We start from the raw sequence: 26030 nt of genomic DNA, 5'->3' as shown, positions 1-26030 counted from the left end.
CGCCGGCGGTCAGTCTACGCTCAGCGGCCGCTGCGTCGGCCGGATCTCCTCGGGCGGCCGGCCCAGGTCGAGCTTGTCCTGCACCTTGTTGGCCCAGCCCGGTTCGATGCCGGTCTTCAGGCCGGTCTTGAGGTCGTAGGCGTGTGCCACCTCCCAGTCGAGGTCACCGGTCGCGGCGTCCTCGTACTGGCGCTCGAGGATGACGTCCGGCCGGAAGTCCTGGTCCTTCTGCCGCGACGTCTCCACGCCCTGGGCGTCGTAACCGACCTCGGTCCGCAGCCGGAATCCCGTCTCCGGGGGCAGCATGTTCTGCGCCTCGGCGTCGATGCTCCGGGCGAAGTGCGTGTGCGCCTCGGTGCCCAGCGCCGTCCGTTCCAGGATCAGGTCGACCGTCTCCTCCGGGTAGCCCCGCTCCAGCAGCTTCTCGCGCCGTCGCTGGTAGCCCTCCTGCGCGAGGATCGCGTCCTTGTTCTGGTCGACGTGGTCCCACGCGTCGTCGGCCATCTGCTGGAGCTTCGGGGCGATCTGGTTGCGGGCCTTCTCGATCTCGGCCACGGTCTGCTCGTCGTGCTTGCCGAGCTTCGGGTCGTTGCGCGGTTGGGCGGACTCCCCGCCGGGGCGGCCCCTGGTCGCCGCGTCGGCGATGGCCTCGTGACCCTCGGCGATGGTGGCCGTGGGTCGGCCGTGGCCGTCCCGCGGGCGGGGGACGCCACCGTCGGCGCCGTCACCACCGTCACCGGCGTCGCCGTGCGGTCCCTTGGGTCTCGTCACGGTCGGCCCCGGCTCAGCCGTTGATGAGCTTCGACAGGTTGGTGAGGCTGGTGACGAGCGCGGTGGTGTAGCTCAGGATCCGGCCCGCCCACTTGACCACGGCGGCGATGATCTGCGCGGCGACGACCGGGATCGTGACCACGAAGATCGCCTCGACCGCCCACACGATCACGCGCGCGACCAGGTCCGCGATCAGGTCGCGGACGATGTCGCGGGTGAAGGAGACCAGGTTGCCCGCGGCCTGGGTGGCGGCTGCCATCGCGGCCGACGTGCCGCCGAGGCCCGCGATCGCGTCGACGTTGTTCTTCATCAACGACTGGTACGCCTCGGCGGCGTGCCCCCGCCAGTCCGGGAGGTCCCCGGCCAGGTGGGTCTGCAGGTCGGCCGCCATCTGCTTCAGGTGCCCGGCCATGTTGTCCCACGTCGCCGCGTGCGACGCCACCACGTCGGGCATGCCGGTCAGCCAGTCGAGCATCTCCCGCAACGGCTCGAAGTACTCCATGGCCCAGCCGAGCCCGTTGGCGAGCAGCGCGCTGAACGGGTCCAGCACGGTGGCGACGACGTCCAGACCGAGGGACGCCCCGGCGAGCAGGTCGTCGACCCACCCCTCGCTGCGGATCGCGTCGACGAGACCCTCGACGCCGTCGGCCAGCGACGACCCCGTCCACACCTCCCGCGTGGAGTGGACGGGCGCGACCAGCGACATGTCCGTCATGCGCGCAACCGCCGTCCGATGGCGCTCATCGAACTCGCCGCGTCGCTGTCGACCCCGTCGTAGCTGTCGGCGTTGCGGCGCAGGCCGTCCGCGACCATCCGCAGGTTCTCGTCCACGTACGCGACCAGCTCGTCCTGGCGCACGTGCCGGCTCTCCAGGATCCCGGCGATCCAGCCGCAGAGCTGCCCGTACGCCTGGTCGTCCTGCGTGATGTGCGCGCTCGCGCCGCGGATCGCCTCGAACCGCGACCGCAGTGCCTCGATGTGCGCGGCGTGCGCGCGGATCTGCTCGGGGTCGGCCGCCCATCCGTCGGTGATCGTCCTCACCCCCGCCAGCCGTGGCCGTCGTACGGCTCGCGCTCGTCGGGCTCCGGGTCGGGGAGCAGCCGGCGGTGCACCCGCTCGGCGATCGCCCGTGCCGCGGCCGACTCCGTCCCCACGGTCTCGGCGATGATCTGCTGCGACCGGTCCGCCAGCTCGCCCTTGGCGCGCCGGAGCGTGTCCATGATCGTGCGGGCGAGGACGTCGGGCGGGACGCGCTGCGCGTGCCGGCCCAACCGCAGGTCCAGCAGGGCGCCCGTGGAGTCGACCGTCACCTCGGCGAGGCCGTTCTCGTCCTGGACCGTGACCCGCAGCTCCTGGAGGCGGTCGCTCATCGCCTTCGTGTCGGCGGCGAGCTTGTCGATGCGGCCCTTCCAGGCACGCATCTGCTCCATGGCGCCGCCCGGATCAAGGACACCACCGCCCACGGCCGCGCTCTCCATGTGCCTCCCCCGAGATGCCACGGAACCTGTGGAGGCCGCCGCGGCTGCCAGCACTACACGAAGTGGCGTCGATTGTAGACCAGACATTCACGCCCGTGGACGCCCTGACGTGGGCGACCGCCCCCTCTTGGCGGGAAGCCGTCACCGCCCTAGGATCAGTGCAATGGCACACCGTACTGCCGGGTCCGCTGGCGTCCGGCGGCCCGGACCGGGCCTGTGCGAGCAGATCGAGAGCGGCCGCCGGCCACGGCGGGAAGGGTGCCGATGACCGTCGTCGCGACGTACACGATCCCCGGCATGCGGGTCCGCGAGCACGTCGTCGGGGTGCCGCTGGACTGGTCCGACCCGGCGCGCGGCAGCATCGAGGTCTTCGCCCGGGAGATCGTCGACCCCGTGCGGGCGGGGGAGGACCTGCCCTGCCTGGCCTACCTCCAGGGCGGGCCCGGCGGGAAGGCGCCCCGACCGCTGGCCCGCACCGGCTGGCTCGACCGGGCGCTGCGCGACCACCGCGTCGTCCTGGTCGACCAGCGCGGCACCGGCCGCAGCACCCGCGTCGACGGCCGCCGCATGCGCGCGTTCGCCACCGCCGAGGAGGCGGCCGACTTCCTCGCCTGCTTCCGCGCCGACGCGATCGTCGCCGACCACGAGCACCTGCGGAAGACCGTCTTCGGCGGCCGGCGCTGGTCCACCCTCGGCCAGTCGTACGGCGGGTTCATCACGCTGACGTACCTCTCGACGGCCCCGGAGGGCCTGAGCGCCTGCTACGTCACCGGCGGCCTACCCGGCCTCGACCCGTCCGCCGCGGAGGTCTACCGGCGCACCTACCCGCGGGTGGAGGCGAAGAACCGGGCGTTCCAGCGGCGGTACCCGCACCAGGTCGCGCAGGTGGACCGGATCGCCGACCGGCTGGCCGGGGGCGACGTCCGGCTGCCCGACGGCGACGTCCTCACCGTCCGGCGGTTCCAGTCACTCGGCCTCGACCTCGGCATGGCGCCCGGCGCCGAGCGCCTGCACTGGCTCGTCGACGAGGCGTTCTGCGGGGACGAACTGTCCGCGACGTTCCTGCACGAGGTGCTGGCCCGCACGTCCTACGCCGACAACCCGCTGTTCGCGGCGCTGCACGAGAGCATCTACGGGCACGGCCCCGGCGCCACCGGGTGGGCGGCCCAGGCGGAGCGGGACCGCCACCCGCAGTTCGCCGAGGACGCCCGGCCCCTACTGTTCACCGGCGAGATGATCTACCCCTGGATGTTCCGGGAGATCGCCGGACTGCGTCCCTTCCACGGCGCCGTCGAGGTGCTCGCCGCCCGCGAGGAGTGGCCGCCGCTCTACGACCTCGACCGGCTGGCCGCCAACGAGGTCCCGGTGGCCGCCGCCGTCTACCACGACGACATGTACGTCGACGCGGGCCTGCAACTCGACACCGCCGCCCGCGTCGGCAACGTCCGGACCTGGATCACCAACGAGTACGAGCACGACGGCGTCCGGCAGGACGAGCGGGTGTTCACCCGGCTGATTGAGATGATCCGCGAGACGGGAGGAGGCGTGACCGACGCCTGACGAGGCGACCACCATCCCTGTCCCCACCCCGCGAGGAGTTCCCGCATGTCCACCCCCGAACGGCCGTGGCGCGGCGTGCACGTCGCCACGGCGCTGCCCTTCCACGACGACCTGTCCGTCGACCACGACGCGTACGCCGAGCACGTCCGGTTCCTCGCCGACGGCGGGTGCGACGGCGTGACGCCCAACGGGTCGCTCGGCGAGTACCAGACGCTGACCCCGCAGGAGCGGGCGCGCGTGGTCGAGACCGCCGTCCAGGCGGCCCCCGCCGGATTCGGCGTGATGCCCGGCGTGGCCGCCTACGGCGCCATCGAGGCGCGCCGCTGGGCCGAGCAGGCCGCCGAGGCCGGCGCCACCTCCGTCCTGCTGCTGCCGCCGAACGCGTACCGGGCGGACCGGCAGGCGGTCGTCGCGCACTACCGCGAGGTCGCGCGGGTCGGCCTGCCCGTCGTCGCCTACAACAACCCGATCGACACCAAGGTCGACCTCACCCCGGACCTGCTCGCCGAACTGTTCCACGAGGGACTGGTCGTCGCGGTCAAGGAGTTCAGCGGCGACGTCCGCCGGGCGTACGAGATCGCCGAGCGGGCGCCCGGCCTCGACCTGCTGGTCGGCGCCGACGACGTGCTGCTCGAACTGGGCCTCGCCGGGGCCGTGGGCTGGATCGCCGGCTACCCGAACGCGATCCCGGAGAGCACCGTGCGGCTCTACCGGCTGGCCACCTCGGGCGACGCCGCCGACATCGCCGAGGCGCTGCCGATCTACCGGGACCTGCACCCGCTGCTGCGCTGGGACTCCAAGACCGAGTTCGTGCAGTCGATCAAGCTGTCGATGGACGTGGCCGGTCGCCGGGGCGGCGCCTGCCGTCCACCCCGCCTGCCACTCGCGCCCGAGCTGGCCGCGCGGATCACCGCCGACACCGAGGCGGTTCTCGCCAAGGGCTACAAGTGAGGTCCCGCCACACGTTCCACGTCGTCGACTCGCACACGGAGGGCATGCCCACCCGGGTCGTCGTAGGCGGCGTGGGCACGATCCCGGGGGCGACCATGGCCGAGCGCCGGCTGTGGTTCGCGGCGAACCGCGACGACGTCCGCACGCTGCTCATGTACGAACCCCGTGGCCACGCGGCGATGAGCGGCGCGATCCTCCAGCCGCCGACCCGTCCCGACGCCGACTACGGCGTGCTCTTCATCGAGGTCTCCGGCCTGCTGCCGATGTGCGGCCACGGCACGATCGGCGTCGCGACGGTGCTCGTCGAGACCGGGATGGTGCCCGTCGTCGAGCCGGTGACCACGATCCGCCTCGACACGCCCGCCGGCCTGGTCGTCGCGTCCGTGGCCGTCCGCGACGGCGCGGCCGAGTCGGTCACCATCGAGAACGTCCCGTCGTTCGTGTACGCGCTCGACCGGACGGTCGAGGTGCCGGGCTTCGGCACGGTCGGGTACGACATGGCCTTCGGCGGGAACTTCTACGCGATCGTCGACCTCGCGGAGCTGGGGCTGCCGTTCGACCGGTCCCGCGCCGACGACCTGTTGCGCGCCGGCCTGGCCGTCATGGACGCCGTGAACGAGCAGGACCGGCCGGTGCACCCCGAACGCGATGACATCGACGGCTGCCACCACGTCTACCTCGCGGCGCCCGGCTCGACCGCCCGGCTGTCACGGCACGCCATGGTCATCCACCCCGGATGGTTCGACCGTTCCCCCTGCGGCACCGGCACCAGCGCCCGGATGGCGCAACTGCACGCGCGGGGCGAACTGGCCGTCGGCGCCGACTTCCTGAACGAGTCGTTCATCGGCACCCGCTTCACCGGCCGGCTGCTCGGCGAGACCACGGTCGGATCGCGCCCGGCCGTCCTGCCGTCGATCACCGGTCGGGCGTGGGTCACCGCCACGGCGCAGTTCCACCTCGACCCCACCGACCCGTTCCCGGCGGGGTTCCGGCTGTGAGTCCGGTGCCCGTCCCCGACCTTCCCGGCGTCGGCCGCCGGGAGAACCTCCGCGACCGCATCCGCGACGCCCTGCGGGCGGCGATCATCTCCGGCAAGCTGGAGCCCGGCGTCGTCTACTCGGCCCCGGCGCTGGCCGCGCAGCTCGGCGTGTCACCCACCCCGGTCCGCGAGGCCATGCTCGACCTCGTGAAGGGCGGCCTGGTCGTACCCCAGCCGAACAAGGGCTTCCGGGTCACCGAGCTGTCCGAGCAGGACCTCGACGACGTCGCCGCCGTGCGGCTGCTCATCGAGCCGCCGACCGTCCGCGACGTCGTGGCGGTCATCCCGGCCGAGGACCTCCCCGAACTGCGGAGGATGGCGCAGGCGATCGTCGACGCGGTCGAGTGCGGCGACCTGGTGGCCTACATCGAGGCCGATCACGTGTTCCACCTGACCCTGCTCGGGTACCGCGGCAACCGCTACCTCGTGGACGTCGTGGCCGACCTGCGGTCGAAGACGCGCCTGCTCGGGCTGACGCCGCTACTGCGCAGCGGCCGGCTGATCCGCTCGGCCGCCGAGCACCACGAACTCCTGGACCTCGTCGAGGCCCGCGACGCCGACGGTGCCGAGCTGCTGATGCGCCGGCACATCGGCCACGTGCGGGGCCTGTGGGCCGGCGGCGCCGAGGAACGTCCGTGACCGCCGACCTCGTCGTCGTCGGCGCGGGCGTGGTGGGCGCGGCCAGCGCGTACTTCGCCACGCTGGCCGGGCTGCGGGTGGTCGTCGTCGAGCGCGGCGCGGTGGCCGGCGGCACCTCCAGCGCAGGGGAGGGCAACGTGCTGGTCTCCGACAAGGAGGCCGGCCCCGAGCTGGACCTGGCGCTGTACTCGCAGCGGGTCTGGCGGGAGGACCTGGCCGAGCACGGTGACCGGTGGGAGTTCGAGTCCAAGGGTGGGCTCGTGGTCGCCGCGTCGGCCGAGGGCGTCGCGTCGCTGCGCGAGCTCACTGCCCACCAGCGCGCCTGCGGCGTCGACGCGCGCGACCTCGGCCACGCCGAGCTGCGCGACTACGAACCCCACCTCTCGCCCCACCTCGCCGGGGGCGCCTTCTACCCGCAGGACGCCCAGGTCCAGCCGATGCTGGTCGCCGCCCACCTGCTGCGGCTGGCCCGCGAACGCGGCGCCCGGGTGCGTACGCACACCGAGGTGACCGGGTTCCTCCGCGCCGGCTCCCGCGTGACCGGAGTGCGGACGCCCGCCGGTGACGTCCCCGCCGGCGCGGTGCTCAACGCCGCCGGCACCTGGGCCGGGGACGTCGCCGGACTCGCCGGGGTGCGCGTCCCCGTGCTGCCCCGGCGCGGTTTCATCCTGGTCACCCAACCGATGCCGCCCGGGACGATCCGCCACAAGGTGTACGCCGCCGAGTACGTCGGTGACGTCGCCAGCTCCGACGCGGCCCTGCAGACCTCGCCCGTCGTCGAGGGGACGGCCGCCGGGACCATCCTCATCGGCGCGTCCCGCGAGCGGGTGGGCTTCGACCGGACCGTGTCGACCGCCGCCATCGGCGCCCTCGCGGCCCGGGCGATCGCGCTGTTCCCGATGCTGCGGACGGTCCGCGCCATGCGCACGTACCTCGGCTTCCGCCCCTACTGCCCCGACCACCTGCCGGTCGTCGGCCCCGACGCCCGCGCACCCGGACTCTGGCACGCCTGCGGGCACGAGGGCGCCGGCGTCGGGCTGTCCGCCGGCACCGGCAAGCTCGTCGCCCAGGCGCTCGTGGGCGGACGCACGGACCTGGATCTCGCCCCGTTCGCGCCGGAACGGTTCGCCGAGGAGGACCTCCCGTGACGTACCGGATGACCTTCCGCGGCGCCGTCGTGCCGGCCGAGCCCGGGCAGAGCGTCGCCGCCGCCCTGGTGGCCGCGGGCGTCACCGACTGGCGTACGACCCGCCGGGACGGCCGCCCCCGCGGCCTGTTCTGCGGCATCGGCATCTGCTTCGACTGCCTCATCACCGTCGACGGGGTGCCGGACCAGCGCGCCTGCCTCGTGGCCGCCGCCGACGGCCTGCGGCTCGGCGACGCCCCACCCGACGCGGGCGACGCGCGTCCCGGCCTCGGCGGCGCTCCGCCCGCCGCCGGTGGCGCCGACGAGCCGGGGAGGGACGATGCCGCCCGTGCATGACGTCGCCGTGGTCGGCGCGGGCCCCGCCGGTCTCGCCGGCGCCGTCGAGGCCGCCGCGTCGGGACTCACCGTCGCCCTGATCGACACCGCCGCCCAGCCCGGCGGCCAGTACTGGCGGCACTACGACGAGACCCACGCCCGCCCCGCCGACCGCGCCGGCCACCACGGCTGGCGGACCTTCACCGCCCTGCGGGAGCGCCTGGACGCCCTGCGCGCCGCCGGCCGGATCCGCTACCTGCCGGGCCACCAGGTCTGGCTCGTCACCCGGAACGCGGGCGGCGAGTTCGACCTCCGGCTGACCGCCACCACCGCCACCGCGTCCGGCGCGGCCCGGAGCATCGTGGCGCGGGCGCTGATCCTGTGCCCCGGCGGGCACGACCGGCAACTGCCCGTGCCCGGCTGGGAGCTGCCCGGCGTCCTCACCGCCGGGGGAGTGCAGGCCCTGCTCACCGGGCACCGCACGCCGGCCGGGCGACGCGCCGTCGTCGCCGGCACCGGTCCGTTCCTGCTGTCCGTGGCCACCGGCCTCGCGGAGGCGGGGGTGACCGTGGCGGCCGTCGCGGAGGCCAACGGGGTAGGGGGCTGGCTGCGCGACCCCCTCGGCGCGCTGTCCGCGCCGGGCAAGGGCGTCGAGGCGGCGCGGTACGCGGCGCTCTTGGCCCGGCACCGCATCCCGTACCGGACGAGGACGGTGGTCCGGGAAATCCTCGGCCGCGACCGGGTGGAGGCGGTCCGGCTCGCCCGCGTGGACCGGGACGGCCGGGCCACCGGGCCGGACGAGGAGGTCGCCGTCGACCTCGTGGCCCTCGGGTGGGGCTTCACCCCCGCGCTCGAACTGCCGCTCATGCTCGGCGCCGCGATCGCCAGGGACGTCGACGGGTCGCTCGTCGTGGTGGCCGACGACCTCCAGCGCAGCAGCGTCGACGGGCTGTACGTGGCCGGCGAGGCGACCGGTGTGGGAGGCGCCGCGCTGGCCGTCGCCGAGGGCCGGCTGGCCGCGCTCGCCCTCGCCGCCGACCGGGGCCGCCCCGCCGACCCGGCGCGCACGCGCCGGCTGCGGGGCCGCGTCCGGCGGGGTCGCCGCTTCGCCGCCGCCATGCACCGGGCCTGTCCCGTGCCGCCCGGATGGTCCGACCGGCTACCCGACACGACGGTGGTGTGCCGGTGCGAGGAGGTCTCGTACGGTGACCTGCGCCGCGCGTACGACGACCTCGGCGCCACCGACGCGCGCACGCTGAAGATGCTGGCGCGGCCGGGCATGGGCTGGTGCCAGGGACGGGTGTGCGGTTACGCCACCGCCGCGATCGCGGCCCGGTGGGGCGGGCGGGCGACCACTGTGGACGACCTGCGTCCACTGGCCACCCGCAGCCTCGCCGTGCCGGTGCCGTTGGAGGAGATCGCCGCGCTCGCGGGGGAGCCCGCCGGTGCGACGGAGGAGGAGGGACGAGACGGTGAGTGACGTGCTGAGCATCGACCCGCGTACCGGGACGGTCCGGGGACGCGTGGCGACGGAGGCGACAGCGGAGGACGTCGACCGTGCGGTGCGGGCCGCCGCGGCGGCCGGCGCGGCGCTGCGGGACCGGGCCCGCCGGGCGGACCTTCTGCGCACCGCCGCCACGCTGCTGGAGAAGAGCGGCGAGGAGATCGTCGCGACGGCCGACGCGGAGTCGGCGCTCGGGTCGGTGCGGCTCACCGGCGAGCTGGCGCGCACCTGCTACCAGCTGCGGGCGTTCGCCGACGTGGTGGACTCCGGCGCGTACCTGGACGTGGTCGTCAACCACGCCGACCCGTCGGCCGTGCCCGCGCCGCGTCCGGACCTGCGCCGCCTCAACGTGCCGCTGGGCGTGGTGGCCGTCTTCGCGGCGAGCAACTTCCCCCTGGCCTTCAGCGTGCCGGGTGGCGACACCGCGAGCGCGCTGGCCGCGGGGTGCCCCGTGGTGGTCAAGGCCCACCCCGACCACCCGGCCACCTCCGTCCTGTGCGCACGGATCCTCCGCGCCGCGGCCGCCGAGGTGGGGCTGCCCGAGGACGTCGTCCAACTCGTCCACGGCTTCGACGCGGGCCCGGAACTCGTCCGCCACTCGCTGACCGCCGCCGTGGGGTTCACCGGCTCGGTACGCGGCGGCCGTGCCCTGTTCGACATCGCGTCCTCCCGGCCGCGGCCGATCCCGTTCCACGGCGAGCTGGGCAGCCTCAACCCCGTGGTGGTCACCGAGCGGGCGGCCGAGACCAGGGCGGACGAGATCGGCACGGGGCTCGCCGCCTCGTACACGCTCGGCATGGGCCAGTTCTGCGTCAAGCCGGGTCTCGTCCTCGTCCCGGCCGGCCCGGCGGGCGACGCGGTCGTCCGGGCGGTCGCCACGGCCGAGGTGCCGTCCGGGCCGATGCTCGACCCGCGCATGCGGGAGGCGTTCCTCGCCGGGGTGCGCGCCCGCGCCGCACTGCCCGGCGTCGAGGAGGTGCTGGTGGCGGGCGAGGCCGGCGACGACGGCACGCCGCTGGCCGTACGGCCGGGTGTGCTGACCGTGGCGGCCGCCCGGCTCACCGGCGGCCCGCACGACGAGCTGTTCGAGGAGTGCTTCGGGCCCGTCACCGTGCTCGTCCGGTACGGCTCGGCGGCCGAACGCGACGCCGTCCTCGCCGCCCTCCCGGGCACCCTCACGGCGACCGTGCACCTGGCCGCCGACGAGCGCGGCGGCGCGGCGGCGGACCTGCTCGCGGCGCTGAGCGGGATCGCCGGGCGGGTGGTGGTGGACGGCTGGCCGACGGGCGTGACGGTCGCACCCGCCATGCAGCACGGCGGCCCGTACCCCGCCGCCACGACCCCGGCGACCTCCGTGGGAAGCGGCGCCATCGCGCGCTGGCTGCGTCCGGTCTGCTACCAGAACGTCCCCGACCCGCTGCTCCCGCCCGAGCTGCGGGAGGCCAACCCGCTCCGCCTTCCCCGCACGGTCGACGGCGTCCGCACGGTCTGACCGCGGCCGGCGGCGGGGCATGATGGACGTCGTGGTGCCGCTGCTGCATTCCCTGCCGGCCGAGCCGCTTCCCGACTGCGGTGAGACGACGAGCCGGCTCGCGCGGCGGGCGCTGCGCCCGTACGTCCTCGGCTACGGAGGCTTCCGCACCCGGGTCGACGGGCGCCTGCGGCGGCGGATGCTCCCGCTCACCGTCACCACGGTGATCGTGGACTTCGCGGGCCCCGGTGGCTGGGTGACCGGCCCGCGCAGCGTCCACGCCGTGCACGAGCTGGCCGAGTGGCGGCACGGTGTGGCGATCGGGCTGACACCGGCCGGGGTGTCGGCGCTGCTCGGCGTACCCGTGCCGGAGCTGGTCGGCGCGACCGTGCGCCCGGACGCGCTGCTCGGCCTCCGGGCGGCGGAGCTGGCCGACCGCCTGGGGTCCGCGCCCGGCTGGCCGCAGCGGTTCGCCCTGCTGGACGACCTGCTCGCCACGTGGTTGCGGCCGGACCGCCCGCCGGAGGACGCCGTCACCCGGGCGTGGTGGCGGCTCCAGCGCCCGGTCCGGGCGGTGGGGGAGGTCGCCGCCGGCCTGGGCATGAGCCGGCGCGGCCTGGAGCTGGGGTTCCGGCGGCACGTCGGCATGTCGCCCAAGACGGTGGCGCGCATCGGCCGGCTCCAGCACGCCGTGCACCGGCTCGGCCGGCCCGGCGCCGCGCTGGCCCTCGCCACCGACTGCGGGTACGCCGACCAGCCGCACCTGAGCCGGGAGGTCCGCGCCATGACCGGGCTCACGCCGACCGAGCTGTTCGCATTCCTTCAAGACCTGCGGCGGACGGCCAACTAGCCTGCCCAGCCATGAGCTTGAGCGGAAAGACCGCGATCGTGACCGGCGGCTCCCGCGGGATCGGGCGGGCCGTCGTGCGGCGCCTCGCCCGGGACGGCGCCGAGGTCGTCTTCACCTACCGGGAGAACAGGGCCGCCGCCGAGGAACTGGCCGGCGAACTGGACGGCGTGCGGGCGGTCCACGCCGACCAGGCCGACGTGAGCAGCCTCGACACGCTCTTCGCGGCGGTGCCCGACGGCCTGGACATCCTCGTGAACAACGCGGCGATCACCGCGCCCGTCCCCGTCACGGCGATGACCGCCGAGGACTTCGACCGGGTGATGACGGTCAACGCGAAGTACCCGGTCCTGGCCATGAGGCGCGCCGCGGAGGTGATGCGCGACCACGGCCGCATCATCAACATCTCCACACTGAACACCGTGGTGCCGGCGCCCGGCCACTCCCTGTACTGCGCCAGCAAGGCGGCGCTGGAGCAGTTCGCCGCGGTCGCCGCGCGCGAGCTGGGCGGCAGGGGCATCACGGTCAACACGGTCTCGCCGGGCGCGACCGACACCGACCTGCTGCGCGGGAGCAACCCGCCGGAGGCGCTGACGCAGGTGCCCGCGATGACCGCGCTCGGTCGCCTCGGCCGGCCCGAGGACATCGCCGACGTCGTGGCATTCCTCGCCGGGCCCGACGCCCGGTGGATCACCGGGCAGAACATCCGGGCCACCGGCGGCCTGCTCCTGTGAGGACTCCGCCCCGGGTCACTCCTGGTCGATGAGCGCCCGCAGGAACACCCGCTCGTCCTCCGGCACATAGGAGGCGTAGTAGTCGTACAGGTTCTGGCGGGCGATGCGCGCCGCCCCCGCGCCGTCACCGGCCCGCACCGCCTCGAGCACCTCGGCGTGGTGGGCGATGCTCTCCTCCATCTGCGCGGTGCGGTCCAGCGCGTGAGCGATCTTCTCGGCGATGAGCGTGAGCGCCACCGAGCGTACGACCTGGTTGCAGACCTGGAGCAGCCGGTTGCCGCTGGCCCGAGCGACGGCGTCGTGGAACGCCACGTCGGCGCGGCTGAACTCCTCGTAGCCGAGGGACACGCTGTCGCGCATGACCTTCAGGGCCGCGTCCATCTCGGCGAGCTGCTCCTCGGTGCGCAGCTTGGCGGCGAGCAGGTTGGCGGTCGCGTCCAGCAGCATCCGGAACTGGATGAGTTCGGTGAGGGTCAGCTCGGAGAGCCGGGCCAGGGTGGTCATCGACTTCTGGAGGGTGACCGGGGAGAACGGCACGATCTCCGCGCCCGCCGGGTCGCCCGCCCGGGACCGGACCAGGCCGTTGCTCTGGAGCACCCGCAGCGCCTCGCGCACCGTCGCGCGGCTGACCGAGAACTGCCGCACCAGGTCCCGCTCGGAGGGCAGTCGCTCGCCCGGGCGCAGCTCACCGCGCAGGATCGCCTCCTCGACCTGCTGCACGATCCGTTCGTACGCCCGCACGGGCTGGACCGGTTGGAATCGCGGCCGTTGGGCCACTGGCTACCCCCGTGGTGGAAGTCTGCAAGAGCGCTGGCGACCAGCGGAATCGCCGCGGTCGGGGCGAACCGATCCGGCCATTCGTGGCCGTCTGCCGGAAATGGTAACGCCTCACGGTGCCCGGCCGGCGTGGCGGCGAGGCCGCGCCGGCCGGGCCCGTGAAGCGGTCGTCCGCCTCGCGGTCAGCGCCGGGCGGCTGCTCGGCGCCGGATCAGCAGGGCACCGGCCAACCCCGCGAACCCGACGAGCGCCAGGAGCCCGTTGACCGGTGCGGGCCCGTCACCGCCGGACGAGGCGGTGGGGGTGAAGGCGACCGGTTGCGACTCGTCGCCCGCCCCGGCTCCGGACGTGCCGGCGGTCTGCCCGGTGGCCGACGCGCCGCCGACCGGCGGGGTCCCCTCGGAGACCTTGGCCGACGCGGCGGCCAGCGACTGGGCCGTGACCTCCGGCGCCACGCCGCGCTTGTCCGGCGGCAGGGGTGCGAGCTTCTTGCAGGCCGAGGGGTACCGGTCGCAGTAGCTCGTCGCCGTGCCGACGGTCCGGGCGTTGAGGATCGCGTGGCCCACGGCGCGGGTGAGCGTGTCGGCGGCGGCGTTGAAGATGCGGTTGAGCTGGCCGCCGTCGGCGTTGACGCGCAGCGGCGTGCCCTCGCCGGTGGAGACCGCGAAGACCGTGTCGCCGTCGCTGAGGGTGTGGATCGGGTTGATGGCGCGGGCCAGGCCGTCGTGCGCGTTCGTGGCCATGCGGGCCGCGGCGGCCTTCTCCAGCGGCGCGTTGGTGGCCACCACGGCGATGGTGGTGTTCATCGAGGGCTCGTCGGCCTTCGCGCCGGACGCGCCGGGCGGGTTGCACTCCTGCTTCTTCGGTGTGGTGAGGCCGCGGAACTCACCGGCGACCTCGAACCGGGCGGCCAGCAGCGAGCAGTCCCGTGCGTCCACGGGGGAGCCGACCGAGTTCACCACGACGATGGCGCCGACGACGATGCCGTTGTCGAGCACCATGCTGGCCGTGCCGACGCCGCCCTTCATGCCGCCGGAGCGGGCCCCGGTGCCGCCGCCCACGACGCCCTGCGCCACGGCGCCGGCGTGGGCGTTCTCGGCGGCGAGCCAGCCCCAGGCGGGGGTCGTGCGGGCCCGGATGTTGCCGCCCCGACCGAGATCGAAGATGTCGGCGGCCGGCACGATCGGAGCGACGCCGCCGCCGACCCGGACGCCCTCGCCGCGTTCCTCGAGCCACCGGATCACGCCGTCGGTGGCGGCCAGCCCGTACATGCTGCTCCCGCCGAGCATGACGGCGTTGACGCCGGGGTTGGAGTTGAGCGGGTCGAGCAGGTCGGTCTCCTTGGTGGCCGGCGCGCCGCCCTCCTGGTCGACGCCGGTCACGGACATGCGGGGGGTGTAGACGACGGTGGTGCCGGTGAGGTACGGGGCCCGGGTGGACTGGACCTGGCCGACCTGGATGCCCGGCACGTCGGTGATGGCGTTGTAGCGGCCGGGCAGGCCGGGAGTGTCCGCCGCGGCGGCGGGAGCGGATACGCCGACGACGGCGACCGAGCCCATGAGCGCCCCGGCGAGCACTGCGGCGGACCGCGATGCCATGGATGCCATGAGTTCCCCTCTCTACGGAGTGGCTGCCGGATCCTCCCGGGGGCGTGGGCAGGCGTCCCCGGTTCCGGCGAGAACCTTGGGGTGGAGCCCTTGACCTTTCCTGCGGGCGAGTGAGAGCGTTGGGTCCACTGAGGCTACTGGTCAGACCAGTTGACGTAAAGAGCGTCTTCAACGAACGGAGAGCTCGGCGTGCAGGACCTCCGCGTGGCAGTGATCCCCGGTGACGGTGTGGGTCCCGAGGTGGTCTCGGCGAGCCTGCCCGTGCTCCGCGCCGCCGCGGCGCGCGCCGGCGCCAGGCTGGATCCCGTCGAGTTCGACTGGGGCGGCGAACGGTACCTGCGCACCGGCCGGGCCATGCCCGCCGACGGCGCCGAGATCCTCCGCGGCTTCCCCGCGGTGCTGTTCGGCGCCGTCGGCCGTCCCGACGTACCCGACCACGAACTCGTCTGGGGCCTCATCATCGGGGTCCGTCAGGCCCTGGACCTCGCCGTCAACGTACGGCCCGTGCAGTCCTGGGCCGGTGTGCGTACGGTCCTGCGCGAACCCGACGGCGTCGACCTGGTCATCGTCCGCGAGAACACCGAGGGGGAGTACGTGGGCGTCGGCGGCCGTGCCCACGCCGCCACCGCGCACGAGCTCGGTATCGAGGTGGCCGTCCACTCCCGCACGGCGATCCTGCGCGCGGCCCGGTACGCCTTCGATCTCGCGCGGTCCCGGCGGGGCCGGGTGAGCCTCGTGACCAAGTCCAACGCGCTGCGCCACGGCTACACGCTGTGGGACGCGGTGGTCGCCGAGGTGGCGGCCGCGTATCCCGACGTCGAGTGCGAGCAGGTGCTCGTCGACGCGATGGCCGTCCGCCTCGTCCAACAGCCCCGCGACCTCGACGTGCTGCTGTGCAGCAACCTCTTCGGCGACATCCTCTCCGATCTCGCGGCCGTCCTGGCCGGGGGGATGGGCATGGCGCCGAGCGCCAACCTCCTTCCCGACGGGGACGCGCCGGCGCTCTTCGAACCCGTGCACGGCTCGGCTCCGGACATCGCGGGGCGTGGCGTGGCCAATCCGGTGGCGTGCATGCTGTCCGGAGCCATGCTCCTCGACCACGTCGGCCTGCCGGTGGCCGGGCGGATCGTCCGCGACGCGGTGGCCACCGCGCTGCGCGATCCCGCCCGGCACACACCCGACCTCGGTGGCAGCGCCACCACCAAGGAACTCGCGGCGGAGATCCTGGCCGTCGTGGAGAGCAGCACCGCACCGTGACCACGCCCCACCCGTCCGTTCGCACGCCCGGACCGGCCCCGCCCGGCCCCTGTCCCAGGAGAGAAGCCGTGACACGACCGCTCGCCCGGCTCGTGGCGGTGATCGCGACCGTCACGCTCGCGATCACCGCCGCGGGTTGCTCGTCGGGAACCTCGGGAGACTCCGCCACCGGATCCAGCCTGTCGGTCGGCTTCGTCGCCGAACCGGCCAACCTCGACTTCACGAGCACCGACGGCGCCGCCATCCCCCAGGCGCTGCTCGTCAACGTGTACGAGGGCCTCGTCAGGCTCGACCAGGACGGCAAGATCGTCCCCCTGCTCGCCGAGTCGTGGGAGGTCAGCCCCGACCGCAAGACCTACACGTTCCACCTGCGCGACAACGTGACCTTCACCAACGGCAAGACGTTCACCGCCGACGACGTCGTCTTCAGCATCAACCGGGTCAAGACCGACTGGAAGGTCTCCCTGAAGTCGGCCATGGACGTCGTGGCCAACGTGGAGAAGAAGGACGACGCCACCGCCGTCGTCACCCTGACCAAGCCGAGCAACTCGTGGCTGTACCGGATGACCACCCGGATCGGCGCGATGTTCAGCCGGGACGGCGTGGCCGACCTCGCCAACACGCCGGTCGGCACGGGCCCCTACAAGCTGGAGTCCTGGCGCCGCGGCGACGCCATCACGTTCTCGGCGAACGACTCCTACTGGGGCACGAAGCCGAAGCTCCAGAAGGTCGTGCTCAAGTACTTCAAGGACGCGACGGCGCTGAACAACGCTCTCCTGACCGGCGGCATCGACGTCATCTCGGCCGTCCAGGCCCCCGAGTCGATCCAGCAGTTCTCGGACACGTCGAAGTACGAGGTCATCGAGGGCACGACGACCGGTGAGGTCGTCCTGTCCTTCAACAACTCCAAGGCCCCGCTCAACGACCCGCGCGTGCGACGTGCCATCCGGCACGCCATCGACCACAAGGCGCTGCTGGACACCGCGTGGGCCGGCCGGGGCCAGCTGATCGGCACGATGGTCCCGCCGACCGACCCCTGGTACGAGGACCTGACCGGCCTGTACCCGCACGACCCGGCGAAGGCCCGGGACCTGCTGGCCCAGGCCGGGCAGACGCGGCTCAACCTCAAGCTGCGCATCCCCAACCTGCCGTACGCCGTCGCGTCGGCGCAGGTCGTCAAGTCGCAGCTCGACGCGGTGGGGATCACCGTGGACATCGAACCGCTGGAGTTCCCGGCCCGCTGGTTGGACGTCGTCTTCAAGCAGGCGGACTACGACATGTCGATCATCAACCACGTCGAGCCCCGCGACGTCACGGCGGTCTTCGGCAACCCGGACTACTACCTGCGCTACGACAACCCCCGGGTGCAGGAGCTGTTCGCCAAGGCGGACGCCGGCACCGAGGAGGAGCAGGTCACGGCGATGAAGGAGGCCGCGCGGATCATCTCCGAGGACGCCGCCGGCGACTTCCTCTTCCTGTTCCCCAACCTCATCGTCGCCAAGAAGGGGATCGCCGGCCTGCCGAAGAACCTGGTGTCCGAGTCGTTCGACCTGAGCGTGCTGTCCCCGTCCGAGGCGTAGCACGATGGGCCTGTACCTGCTCGTCCGCGCGGCGGTGCTCGTCGTGAGCACCGCCGTCGCCTCGGTCGTCGTCTTCGCCGTCATGGCGGTGCTTCCCGGCGACCCGGCCGAGGTGGCGCTCGGGGTCAACGCCACGCCCGAGGCGGTCGCGGCCAAACGCGCCGAGTTCGGCACCGACCGGCCCCTGGTCACCCAGTTCCTCGACTGGGTGTCCGGCCTCCCGACCGGCGACTTCGGCGTCTCGTACGTCACCTCCGACCACATCGGACCGCAGATCGTCGACCGGCTCGGGGTCACGCTCTGGCTGGTGCTGTTCGGGATGCTGACGGCCCTCGTGGTGGCGGTGCCGCTGGGCACCGCCGCCGCGGTCCGCCACCGCAGCGTCGGCGGACTGCTGCTGTCCGGGCTCAGCCAGGTGGGCGTGGCCGTCCCGGCGTTCCTCGCCGGCATCCTGCTGGTCTTCCTGTTCGCCGTCACCCTGCGGGTGCTCCCCTCCGGCGGCTACACCCCGCTGGGCGAGGACCCCGGCGCCTGGTTCCAGCAACTGCTGCTGCCGTCGCTGTCCCTCGGCCTGGTGCAGGGGGCGGTGCTCAGCCGCTACGTCCGCTCCGCGGTGCTCGACGTGATGCGGGAGGACTACATCCGCACCGCCCGCGCCAAGGGCCTCGGCCTCTACCGGGCGCTGTGGCGGCACGGCGCCCGCAACGCCGCGATCCCCGTGGTCACCGTCCTCGGCCTGCAACTGGCCACGCTGCTCATCGGCGCCGTCGTGGTCGAGCGGGTCTTCACCCTGCCCGGCCTGGGCAGCCTCCTGCTGGACGGGGTGGCCAACCGCGACCTGCTGCTCGTGCAGGGCACCGTCATGGTGCTCGTCGTCGCCGTGCTCGCCGTCAACTTCCTCGTCGACGTCCTGTACGCCGTGCTCGACCCGAGACTGCGGGGGGCCCGATGACCGCACTGGAGAACACCTCGCCCGCCGCGCGCGGGCGCCGGCGGTGGCGGCGCCTGAACGCCAGCATGCTCGTCGGCGGCGCCCTGGTGGCGCTCGTCGTGCTGGCCGCCCTCGTCTCGTTCGTCTGGACCCCGCACGACGCCGTGCACGTCGACGCGGCCCACCGGTTGGCGCCCGCCCTCAGCGACGGCTACCTCCTCGGCACCGACAAGTTCGGTCGCGACGTGGCGAGCCAGTTGCTGGTGGGAGCCCGCACCACGCTCTTCGTGGGGATCGTGGCCGTCGGCGTCGCCGCGCTGGTCGGCACCCCGCTCGGCGTCCTCGCCGGGATGGCCGGCGGCTGGCTCAGCGAGATCGTCATGCGTGCCAACGACCTGCTGTTCGCGTTCCCCGCGCTGCTGCTCGCGATCATGCTCGGCGCGGTGTTCGGCGCGAGCACCCTCACCGCCATGATCGCGATCGGCGTGGCCACGATCCCGGCCTTCGCCCGCGTCGCCCGCGGCCAGACCCTCGGCGTCATGCACACCGAGTACGTCCTCGCGGCCCGCGCCGCCGGCCGCTCCCGGCTCGCGATCGCGCTGCGCCACGTGCTGCCCAACATCGCCAGCATCCTCATCGTCCAGGCGTCGGTCTCGTTCGCCATCGCCATCCTGGCCGAGGCCGCGCTGTCGTTCCTGGGCTTCGGCACCCCACCACCCACCCCGTCCTGGGGACGGATGCTCCAGGAGTCACAGGAACTGCTCTTCTCCACGCCCCGCCTCGCGTTCCTGCCCGGCCTCGCGATCGCCCTGGCGGTCCTCGGCTTCAACCTGTTCGGCGACGGGCTGCGCGACTGGCTCGACCCCAAGCTGCGGGAGCACCGATGACGCACGTACCCGACACGGCCGTGGCGACGGGCCCGGTGCTCACCGTCGACGACCTGGGCGTCCAGGTGGGACCGGTCCACCTGGTGCAGGGGGTCGGCTTCACCATCGGCAGCGGCGAACGCGTGGGCCTCATCGGCGAGTCGGGGTCCGGCAAGTCCCTGACCGCCCTGGCACTGATGGGACTGCTCCCCGAGGGGCTGCGGGCCAGCGGGTCCATCCGCCTGCGGGGTGTGCCCGACGACCTGCTGGGCACCGGCGAGCGCCGGCTGGCGAAGGTGCGTGGCAGGACCGTGTCGATGGTGTTCCAGGAACCCATGACCGCGCTCAACCCCGTCATGCGCGTGGGCGACCAGGTCGCGGAGGTGATGCTGCTCCACGGCACCCGCAACAGCCGGGCGGAGGCGGCAGCCGCCGCCGTCGACCTGCTCGACCGGGTACGCCTGCCCGACCCGAGGGCGATGGCGCGGGCCTTCCCGCACCAACTCTCCGGCGGCCAGCGCCAACGGGTGATGCTCGCGATCGCGCTGGCCAACGATCCCGCCCTGCTGATCTGCGACGAGCCGACGACCGCGCTCGACGTCACCGTGCAGGCGCAGATGCTCGATCTCATCGGCGAACTCGCCGCCGAACGGAACACCGCGCTGCTCTTCATCACCCACGACCTGGCGGTGGTCGCCACGGTGTGCCAGCGCGTCCTGGTGATGTACGGGGGCCGGGTGGTCGAGACCGGTGACGTGTACGACGTGTTCACGACGCCCCGGCACCGCTACACCGAGGGGCTCATCGCCGCGTCCGACCTCTCCGTCGTCGACGAGAGGGGGCGCCTGCGGACGATCCCCGGCGCGGTGCCCAACGGCGGCGAGTTCCCCGACGGGTGCCTGTTCCGCACCCGGTGCCCGGCGGCGACCACGCGGTGTGAACGGACACCGGAGTGGTCCGGCGCACCGGGGCACGGATTCGCCTGCTGGCACCCGGTAGGGGAGGACCGGTGACCGAGACCCCGCAGATCGACCCCGCACCGGCCCCGCTCGCGGCGGCCACCCCGGACACCGCCGGCGACCCCGTCATCAGCGCCCGGCAGGTCGTCCGCCGCTACCGGCGCCCCCGCCGCTCGCTGACCCGCCCCGGCCCGGTCGTCGAGGCGCTGCGCGGCGTCGACCTCGACGTCGCGTACGGGCAGCGGCTCGGCATCGTCGGTGAGTCGGGCTCCGGCAAGTCGACCCTCATCCGGCTCCTCGCCGGCCTGGACCGTCCGACCTCCGGCAGCATCCGGTTCGCCGGGCGGGAGATCACCCGGCTTCCGGACCGGTCCCTGAGGTTCCTCCGCCGGGACCTGCAGATGGTCTTCCAGGACCCGATGAGTTCGCTCGACCCCCGGATGACCGTCGGCGACATCATCCGCGAACCGCTCGTGGCGCTCGGCCACCCCGACAGCCGGGCGCGGGTCGCGGAACTGCTCGACGCCGTCGGCCTGCCCGCCGCCGCGGCCCACCGTTACCCGCACCAGTTCTCGGGCGGGCAGCGGCAGCGGATCTCGATCGCGCGGGCCCTGTCACCCCGCCCCAAGGTCCTGGTCGCCGACGAGCCCGTCAGCGCACTCGACGTGTCCGTGCGGGCGCAGATCCTCAACCTGCTCATGGACCTGGTCGACGAGTTCTCCCTGACGCTGGTCTTCGTCTCCCACGACCTGTCGGTCGTACGGCACGTGTGCGACACGGTCGTCGTGATGCGCGACGGCGAGATCGTCGAGCGGGGCGCCACCGCGGCCGTCTACGAACGCCCGACACACCCCTACACCGAGGCGCTGCTGGCCGCGGCGCCCACGCTGCGGAAGGCCCTCGCGGCCCACGCGGCGGCACGGAACCGGAAGGAGCCGCAGGAACGATGAGGGTCTCGCCCGAGGTCGACGCCATCCGTATCGACGAGGACGGTGTGGTCGCCTTCACCCAGGCGCTGGTGCGCATCCCCAGCGTCAACGACCCCGGCAGCGGGCGCAGCGAGCAGCCCGCCGCCGACCTCGTCGCCGCCAAGATGCGCGAGTTCGGGTGGGAGCCCGTCGTCTCCGAGGCCGCCCCCGGGCGACCCAACGTGGTCGCCGTGGTCGACGGCGGCGGCGGTGACGGGCCGACGCTCATGTTCGAAGGCCACACGGACGTCGTCACCGAGGGCGCCCTCGACACCTGGACCGTCGACCCGTACGGCGCGGAGATCCGCGACGGCCGGCTCTACGGCCGCGGCTCCGCCGACATGAAGGGCGGCGTGGCGGCCATGCTGTACGCGGTACGTGCCCTGCAGCTCGCCGGGCCGTTCCCCGGGCGGATCAAGGTGTGCGCGCTCGCGGACGAGGAGGGGCTGATGCTCGGCGTGCACCACTTCGTGGACTCCGGGCTGGCCGCGGACGTCGACGCGGCGATCGTCTGCGAGCCCGAGGCGGGGGAGATCTGCCCCGTGTCGAAGGGGGCGCTGCGGTTCCGCGTGGACTTCCACGGCCGGATGGCGCACGGGGCCATGCCGCAACACGCCCGCAACCCCATCCGGACGGCCGGGGCGTTCGTCGTGCGACTCGCCGACCTCGAACGCGAGCTCCACGCCCGGCACGGCGCGCACCCGCACCTGGGCCTGCCGTACGTCACCCCGACGGTCGCCACCGCGGGCGACCTCGACCAGATCAACGTGATCCCGGCGTACGCCACCGTCGCGGTCGACGTCCGCACCGTGCCCGGGGTCGACCACCCGTCCCTCGTCGAGCGGGTCCGGGGCATCGCGGCGGCGCTCGGCGCCGACGACGAGGTGCGCGCCGAGGTCCACGTGCTCGTCGACCGGCCGCCGGTCGACACGCCCGTCGACGCCCCCGTGGTCGTCGCGCTCGCCGCGGCGCACACCGCGGTGACCGGCGAGGAACCGACGTACGGGGGAGTGCCGGGCACCACCGACGGCACGATCCTCACCGCGCGCGGCGGCGTGCCGAGCGTCGTCTACGGTCCCGGCGGGAAGTGGATCGCCCACCAGGCCGACGAGTACGTCGAACTCGCCGACATCGTGCGGTGCACGCGGGTGTACGCGGAGGCGGCCCGCCGGTACCTGAGCGCCTCCGACCGGACCGGCGCGCGGTGACCGCGCCGCGACCCGGGCCGAGCAACACCCTGACCGACGTCCCCGGCTTCCGCGTCGGACACCATCAGCGCACCGGAGACGGCTGGCTCACCGGCACGACAGTGGTCCTCGCGCCGCCCGGTGGCGCGGTCGGCGGGGTGGACGTCCGTGGCGGTGGCCCGGGCACCCACGAGACGGACGTCCTCGATCCCCGCAACCTCGTCGAACGGGCGCACGCCGTCGTGCTCGGCGGCGGCAGCGCGTACGGGCTGGCCGCGGTCGCCGGTGTGATGGACCGGCTGGCGGACGCCGGCACCGGTTTCCCGGTGGGCGCCGGGCCGGGTCAGGTGGTGCCCATCGTTCCCGCGGCGGTCCTGTTCGACCTCGGCCGCGGCGGCGACTTCCGCGCCACGCCCGGCCCGGACTTCGGTGCCGCGGCCCACGACGCGGCGACCGGCGCTCCGGTCGTCCTCGGCACCGTGGGCGCGGGCACCGGCGCGGTGGCCGGTGGGCTCAAGGGCGGCGTCGGGTCGGCCAGCGTCGTGGTGGAGGGGGTGACGGTCGGCGCCTTGGCCGTGGTGAACTCGGTCGGGTCGGCCGTCGATCCCGACACGGGCGAGCTGTACGGGAGCCGGTTCGGCCTGGCCGGCGAGTTCGACGCCCTGCTCCCGCCCGACCCGGAGGAGCGGGCGCGCGCCGCCGAGGCCGTCCGGACCCCGGTCGGTGGGAGCGTGGCCGCGTCCTTCCACACCACCATCGGCGTCCTGGCGACGGACGCGACCCTCACGAAGGCCCAGTGTCAGAAGCTCGCCGGCATCGGGCACGACGGCATGGCACGCGCCATCCGGCCGGTCCACTCGATGTTCGACGGCGACACCGTCTTCGCGCTGGCGTCCTGCGCCGGAGCCGCCCTCGACCCGCCCGCGTTCAACACGATCCTCGCGGCGGCGGCGGACGCGTTCACCCGTGCGGTGGTCCACGGCATGCTCGCCGCGACGAGCGCCGGCGGTCACCGCGCGTACGCCGACGTCTTCCCCCGTGCCGTTTCCCAGTGGAGGCGACGATGAACCACTTCGAGGCCCCGTACCCGGCCGGTCTGCCGATCGGCGACGGTTGGGTGCCCGCGCCCACCGCGCCGGTGCGGTTCCCGTACGACGGCTCGCCGGTGGCCCCCGCGCCCGTCGGCGACGCCGTGCTCGCCCGGACCGCGCTGGACGCCGCGGTGGCCGCCGCCGAGACGGTGGCCCGCCTGCCCTCGCACGTCCGCCGGGCGGCGTTGCTCCACGCCCGCGACGCGCTGGCCGCGCGGCGCGCCGAGTTCGAGCGGCTGCTCGTGCTGGAGACCGGCAAGCCGCTGGTCGACTGCCGGACGGAGGTCGCGCGCACCCTCGTCACGCTGGAGACGGCGGCCGAGGAGGTGGCCCGGCTGCACGGGGAGACGGTGCCCCTGGACCTACTGCCCTCCGGCGAGGGACTGATCGGGTTCTGGACGCGCCGGCCCGTCGGCGTGGTGGTGGGCATCGCCGGCTTCAACTACCCGCTGCTGCTCGCCACGCACAAGATCGCGCCGGCGCTCGCGGCCGGCTGCCCGGTGGTGTGCAAGCCCGCGCCGCAGACACCGCTGGCGACGCTGTGGCTGGCGCACCTGCTGCGTGAGGCGGGCGGGGCGGTCGGGATGCCGCCGGAGGCGGTGCAGGTCGTGACCGGTGGGGTGGACGTCGGGGAGACGCTGGTGACCGACCGGCGGGTGGGCGCCGTGTCGTTCACCGGGTCGGCCGCCGTGGGGCACACCATCGCCCGGGCCGCCGCGCCCACCAAGGTCCTGCTCGAACTCGGATCCAACGCGGCCCTCGTGGTGGCCGCCGACGCCGACGTGGCCGCCGCCGCGGACGCCGTCGTGCGGGGCGGCTACTACGCCTCGGGGCAGGCGTGCATATCGGTGCAGCGCGTGCTGGTGGAGGCGCCGGTGGCCGAGGAGTTCCTCGGCCTGCTGGCCGACCGGGTCGCCGCGATACCAGTGGGCGACCCGCGCGACGAGAGCACCCGGGTGGCGGCGTTGATCGACGCGCGGTCGACCGGGCGCGTCCGCGGCTGGATCGCCGACGCCGTCGCGGCGGGCGCGAAGGTCGTGGCCGGCGGCGACGACGGGCCGGTGCTCCGACCGGCCGTCCTCACCGGCGTGCCCGACGGCCTGCCCGCGTGGGACGAGGAGATCTTCGGCCCGGTGGTCTGCGTCCGGACGGTCCCCGACGTGGACACCGCCCTGGACCTGGTCAACCGGTCCCGCTACGGCCTGCACGCGAGCGTCTACACCCGTTCGCTGGCGACCGCCTTCGCGGCGGTGGAACGGCTCCAGGTGGGCGGAGTCGTGGTCAACGAGGTGCCCGGATTCCGCGCCGACAACATGCCCTACGGCGGCGTCAAGGACTCCGGGGTCGGCCGGGAGGGCCCCCGCTTCGCGGTGGAGGAGCTGACGGTGACCCGGATGGCGATCATCCGGCCGATGTGACCGGCGGCCCCGCCGCCGGGCCCGACACGGTCGCCGTGCACCGGGCCGGCCACTGTGCCGGCCCGGGCGCGGGGCGTCAGTTGGGCGGCTCGAACCGGCCGTCGACCGCGGTCCACCCGCCGTCGACGACCAGGCAGGTGCCGGTCACGAAACTCGCCGCGTCGCCGGCGAGGTAGACGACCGCTCCGGCCATCTCCTCCGGGCGCGCCCAGCGTCCCAGCGCGCTCTTGGCGGCGTACGCGTCGTACCAGTCGGGGTTGGCCTTGATCTGGGCGGTGAGGGGCGTCTCCACGACGCCGGGAGCGACGGCGTTGACGCGCACGCCGCGCGGCCCGAGTTCGGCGGCCGCGGTCCGCAGCAGCTGCACGAGGCCCGACTTGGTGGCGGCGTACACGCCCTGGCCCGGCTCCACCGTGAAGGCGCGGATCGAGGAGAAGCCGATGATGCTGCCCCGACCGCGCTCCGCCATCCCGGCGCCGAAGGCCCGGACCAGCGCGAAGGAGGCGGCCAGGTTGAGCCCGACCACCCGGTCGAACTCCTCCTGCGTGTAGTCCAGCAGACGCTTGCGCACGTTCGTCGCGGCGGTGAACACGAGGACGTCGACGTCACCCAGCTCGGCCGCGGCCCGGGCCACCGCGCCGCCGTCCAGGACGTCCACCGTGTACGGCGAGCCGCCGGCCAGCTCGGCGGTCAGGGCGGCGGACTCGGCGTCACGGTCGGCGCAGACGACCTCGGCGCCGTGGGCGGCCAGGGCGCGGGCACACTCGCGGCCGATGCCGCTGCCGGCACCCACCACCACGGCCCGTCGACCGTCGAGCCGGAAGAGCTTGTCGTACGCAGGCATGGCCCCCACCCCTCGTCGTCGGCCGACGTGTTCGCGCGCGGATCTTCCCGGGGTACCGGTCGGCGTGCTCCGCCGACCTCACCACCCCA

At 74.1% G+C, this 26030-nt stretch carries 26 protein-coding genes; 19 read left to right on the top strand and 7 right to left on the bottom strand.

The features are described from left to right. Positions 1 to 9: 9 nt before the first annotated feature. From OG994_RS09975 to OG994_RS09960, 4 genes are read right to left on the bottom strand one after another with little or no spacing between them, the layout of a single operon-like run. A complete protein-coding gene (locus OG994_RS09975) occupies positions 10 to 771 on the bottom strand; it encodes a hypothetical protein (RefSeq protein ID WP_328852938.1) in 762 nt (253 codons plus the stop codon). Positions 772 to 784: 13 nt separating this feature from the next. Beyond that, positions 785 to 1486, bottom strand: coding sequence for a WXG100 family type VII secretion target (locus OG994_RS09970; protein WP_328852937.1), 702 nt, complete (start codon positions 1484 to 1486; stop codon positions 785 to 787). Continuing rightward, the gene (locus OG994_RS09965) at positions 1483 to 1812 is read right to left on the bottom strand and encodes a hypothetical protein (protein WP_204985203.1); all 330 of its coding nucleotides are present in this window, start codon (positions 1810 to 1812) and stop codon (positions 1483 to 1485) included. Before OG994_RS09965 ends, OG994_RS09970 begins: the two co-directional genes overlap by 4 nt. Continuing rightward, positions 1809 to 2249 (bottom strand): YbaB/EbfC family nucleoid-associated protein, encoded by a 441-nt coding sequence (locus OG994_RS09960; RefSeq protein ID WP_204985202.1) that lies wholly within the window; start codon positions 2247 to 2249, stop codon positions 1809 to 1811. Before OG994_RS09960 ends, OG994_RS09965 begins: the two co-directional genes overlap by 4 nt. A 264-nt stretch (positions 2250 to 2513) precedes the next feature. Here OG994_RS09960 and OG994_RS09955 point away from each other — a divergent pair, with 264 nt between their 5' ends. Genes OG994_RS09955 through OG994_RS09910 form a run of 10 tightly spaced genes read left to right on the top strand, consistent with a single transcriptional unit; the run spans position 2514 to position 12456 of the window. Further along, positions 2514 to 3809: an alpha/beta fold hydrolase gene (locus tag OG994_RS09955; protein ID WP_328852936.1), complete on the top strand. Its 1296-nt coding sequence runs from the start codon at positions 2514 to 2516 to the stop codon at positions 3807 to 3809. Between the two features lie 45 nt (positions 3810 to 3854). Continuing rightward, positions 3855 to 4760 (top strand): dihydrodipicolinate synthase family protein, encoded by a 906-nt coding sequence (locus OG994_RS09950; RefSeq protein ID WP_120329271.1) that lies wholly within the window; start codon positions 3855 to 3857, stop codon positions 4758 to 4760. Then, positions 4757 to 5758 (top strand): proline racemase family protein, encoded by a 1002-nt coding sequence (locus tag OG994_RS09945; RefSeq protein WP_328852935.1) that lies wholly within the window; start codon positions 4757 to 4759, stop codon positions 5756 to 5758. The genes OG994_RS09950 and OG994_RS09945 overlap by 4 nt, the downstream gene beginning before the upstream one ends. Continuing rightward, positions 5755 to 6438, top strand: coding sequence for a GntR family transcriptional regulator (locus tag OG994_RS09940; protein WP_328852934.1), 684 nt, complete (start codon positions 5755 to 5757; stop codon positions 6436 to 6438). Before OG994_RS09945 ends, OG994_RS09940 begins: the two co-directional genes overlap by 4 nt. Beyond that, on the top strand, positions 6435 to 7586 hold the full coding sequence (locus OG994_RS09935; protein WP_328852933.1) for an NAD(P)/FAD-dependent oxidoreductase: 1152 nt from the start codon (positions 6435 to 6437) through the stop codon (positions 7584 to 7586). The genes OG994_RS09940 and OG994_RS09935 overlap by 4 nt, the downstream gene beginning before the upstream one ends. Further along, on the top strand, positions 7583 to 7921 hold the full coding sequence (locus OG994_RS09930) for a 2Fe-2S iron-sulfur cluster-binding protein (protein WP_328852932.1): 339 nt from the start codon (positions 7583 to 7585) through the stop codon (positions 7919 to 7921). Before OG994_RS09935 ends, OG994_RS09930 begins: the two co-directional genes overlap by 4 nt. Next, the gene (locus tag OG994_RS09925) at positions 7905 to 9380 is read left to right on the top strand and encodes an NAD(P)/FAD-dependent oxidoreductase (RefSeq protein WP_328852931.1); all 1476 of its coding nucleotides are present in this window, start codon (positions 7905 to 7907) and stop codon (positions 9378 to 9380) included. Before OG994_RS09930 ends, OG994_RS09925 begins: the two co-directional genes overlap by 17 nt. After that, complete coding sequence (locus tag OG994_RS09920) at positions 9373 to 10896, top strand: aldehyde dehydrogenase (NADP(+)) (RefSeq protein WP_328852930.1); 1524 nt, start codon at positions 9373 to 9375, stop codon at positions 10894 to 10896. Before OG994_RS09925 ends, OG994_RS09920 begins: the two co-directional genes overlap by 8 nt. 19 nt (positions 10897 to 10915) lie before the next feature. Next, positions 10916 to 11725: a helix-turn-helix domain-containing protein gene (locus tag OG994_RS09915; RefSeq protein WP_328852929.1), complete on the top strand. Its 810-nt coding sequence runs from the start codon at positions 10916 to 10918 to the stop codon at positions 11723 to 11725. A gap of 11 nt (positions 11726 to 11736) precedes the next feature. Next, positions 11737 to 12456, top strand: coding sequence for an SDR family oxidoreductase (locus OG994_RS09910; RefSeq protein WP_120329263.1), 720 nt, complete (start codon positions 11737 to 11739; stop codon positions 12454 to 12456). 15 nt (positions 12457 to 12471) lie between these two features. Here OG994_RS09910 and OG994_RS09905 read toward each other — a convergent pair whose 3' ends face one another. After that, positions 12472 to 13176, bottom strand: a complete 705-nt coding sequence (locus tag OG994_RS09905; RefSeq protein WP_328852928.1) for a FadR/GntR family transcriptional regulator — start codon at positions 13174 to 13176, stop codon at positions 12472 to 12474. 239 nt (positions 13177 to 13415) lie between these two features. Then, the gene (locus OG994_RS09900; protein ID WP_328852927.1) at positions 13416 to 14840 is read right to left on the bottom strand and encodes a P1 family peptidase; all 1425 of its coding nucleotides are present in this window, start codon (positions 14838 to 14840) and stop codon (positions 13416 to 13418) included. A gap of 204 nt (positions 14841 to 15044) precedes the next feature. On the opposite strand from OG994_RS09900, the gene OG994_RS09895 reads away from it, so the two are divergent. From OG994_RS09895 to OG994_RS09855, 9 genes are all read left to right on the top strand, one after another. Then, positions 15045 to 16097 carry an isocitrate/isopropylmalate dehydrogenase family protein gene (locus OG994_RS09895; RefSeq protein WP_328852926.1) on the top strand — a complete coding sequence of 351 codons (1053 nt, stop codon included), beginning with the start codon at positions 15045 to 15047 and terminating at the stop codon, positions 16095 to 16097. Between the two features lie 68 nt (positions 16098 to 16165). Continuing rightward, complete coding sequence (locus OG994_RS09890) at positions 16166 to 17677, top strand: ABC transporter substrate-binding protein (protein WP_328852925.1); 1512 nt, start codon at positions 16166 to 16168, stop codon at positions 17675 to 17677. Between the two features lie 4 nt (positions 17678 to 17681). Then, positions 17682 to 18629, top strand: coding sequence for an ABC transporter permease (locus tag OG994_RS09885; RefSeq protein WP_120329260.1), 948 nt, complete (start codon positions 17682 to 17684; stop codon positions 18627 to 18629). Further along, complete coding sequence (locus OG994_RS09880) at positions 18626 to 19495, top strand: ABC transporter permease (RefSeq protein ID WP_120329259.1); 870 nt, start codon at positions 18626 to 18628, stop codon at positions 19493 to 19495. Before OG994_RS09885 ends, OG994_RS09880 begins: the two co-directional genes overlap by 4 nt. Continuing rightward, complete coding sequence (locus OG994_RS09875; RefSeq protein WP_328852924.1) at positions 19492 to 20487, top strand: ABC transporter ATP-binding protein; 996 nt, start codon at positions 19492 to 19494, stop codon at positions 20485 to 20487. Before OG994_RS09880 ends, OG994_RS09875 begins: the two co-directional genes overlap by 4 nt. Beyond that, on the top strand, positions 20484 to 21383 hold the full coding sequence (locus OG994_RS09870) for an ATP-binding cassette domain-containing protein (protein ID WP_328852923.1): 900 nt from the start codon (positions 20484 to 20486) through the stop codon (positions 21381 to 21383). Before OG994_RS09875 ends, OG994_RS09870 begins: the two co-directional genes overlap by 4 nt. Then, a complete protein-coding gene (locus OG994_RS09865; protein WP_328852922.1) occupies positions 21380 to 22609 on the top strand; it encodes a M20 family metallopeptidase in 1230 nt (409 codons plus the stop codon). Before OG994_RS09870 ends, OG994_RS09865 begins: the two co-directional genes overlap by 4 nt. Beyond that, a complete protein-coding gene (locus tag OG994_RS09860; protein ID WP_328852921.1) occupies positions 22606 to 23655 on the top strand; it encodes a P1 family peptidase in 1050 nt (349 codons plus the stop codon). Before OG994_RS09865 ends, OG994_RS09860 begins: the two co-directional genes overlap by 4 nt. Further along, a complete protein-coding gene (locus OG994_RS09855; RefSeq protein WP_328852920.1) occupies positions 23652 to 25097 on the top strand; it encodes an aldehyde dehydrogenase family protein in 1446 nt (481 codons plus the stop codon). The genes OG994_RS09860 and OG994_RS09855 overlap by 4 nt, the downstream gene beginning before the upstream one ends. A 76-nt stretch (positions 25098 to 25173) precedes the next feature. On the opposite strand, the gene OG994_RS09850 is transcribed toward OG994_RS09855, so the two are convergent. Then, complete coding sequence (locus tag OG994_RS09850; protein WP_328852919.1) at positions 25174 to 25941, bottom strand: SDR family NAD(P)-dependent oxidoreductase; 768 nt, start codon at positions 25939 to 25941, stop codon at positions 25174 to 25176. Positions 25942 to 26030 lie beyond the last annotated feature (89 nt).

Origin of the sequence: Micromonospora globbae (assembly GCF_036184225.1) — a bacterium.
Lineage (GTDB): Bacteria > Actinomycetota > Actinomycetes > Mycobacteriales > Micromonosporaceae > Micromonospora > Micromonospora globbae.
This window is presented reverse-complemented; position numbering and strand designations above follow the sequence as displayed.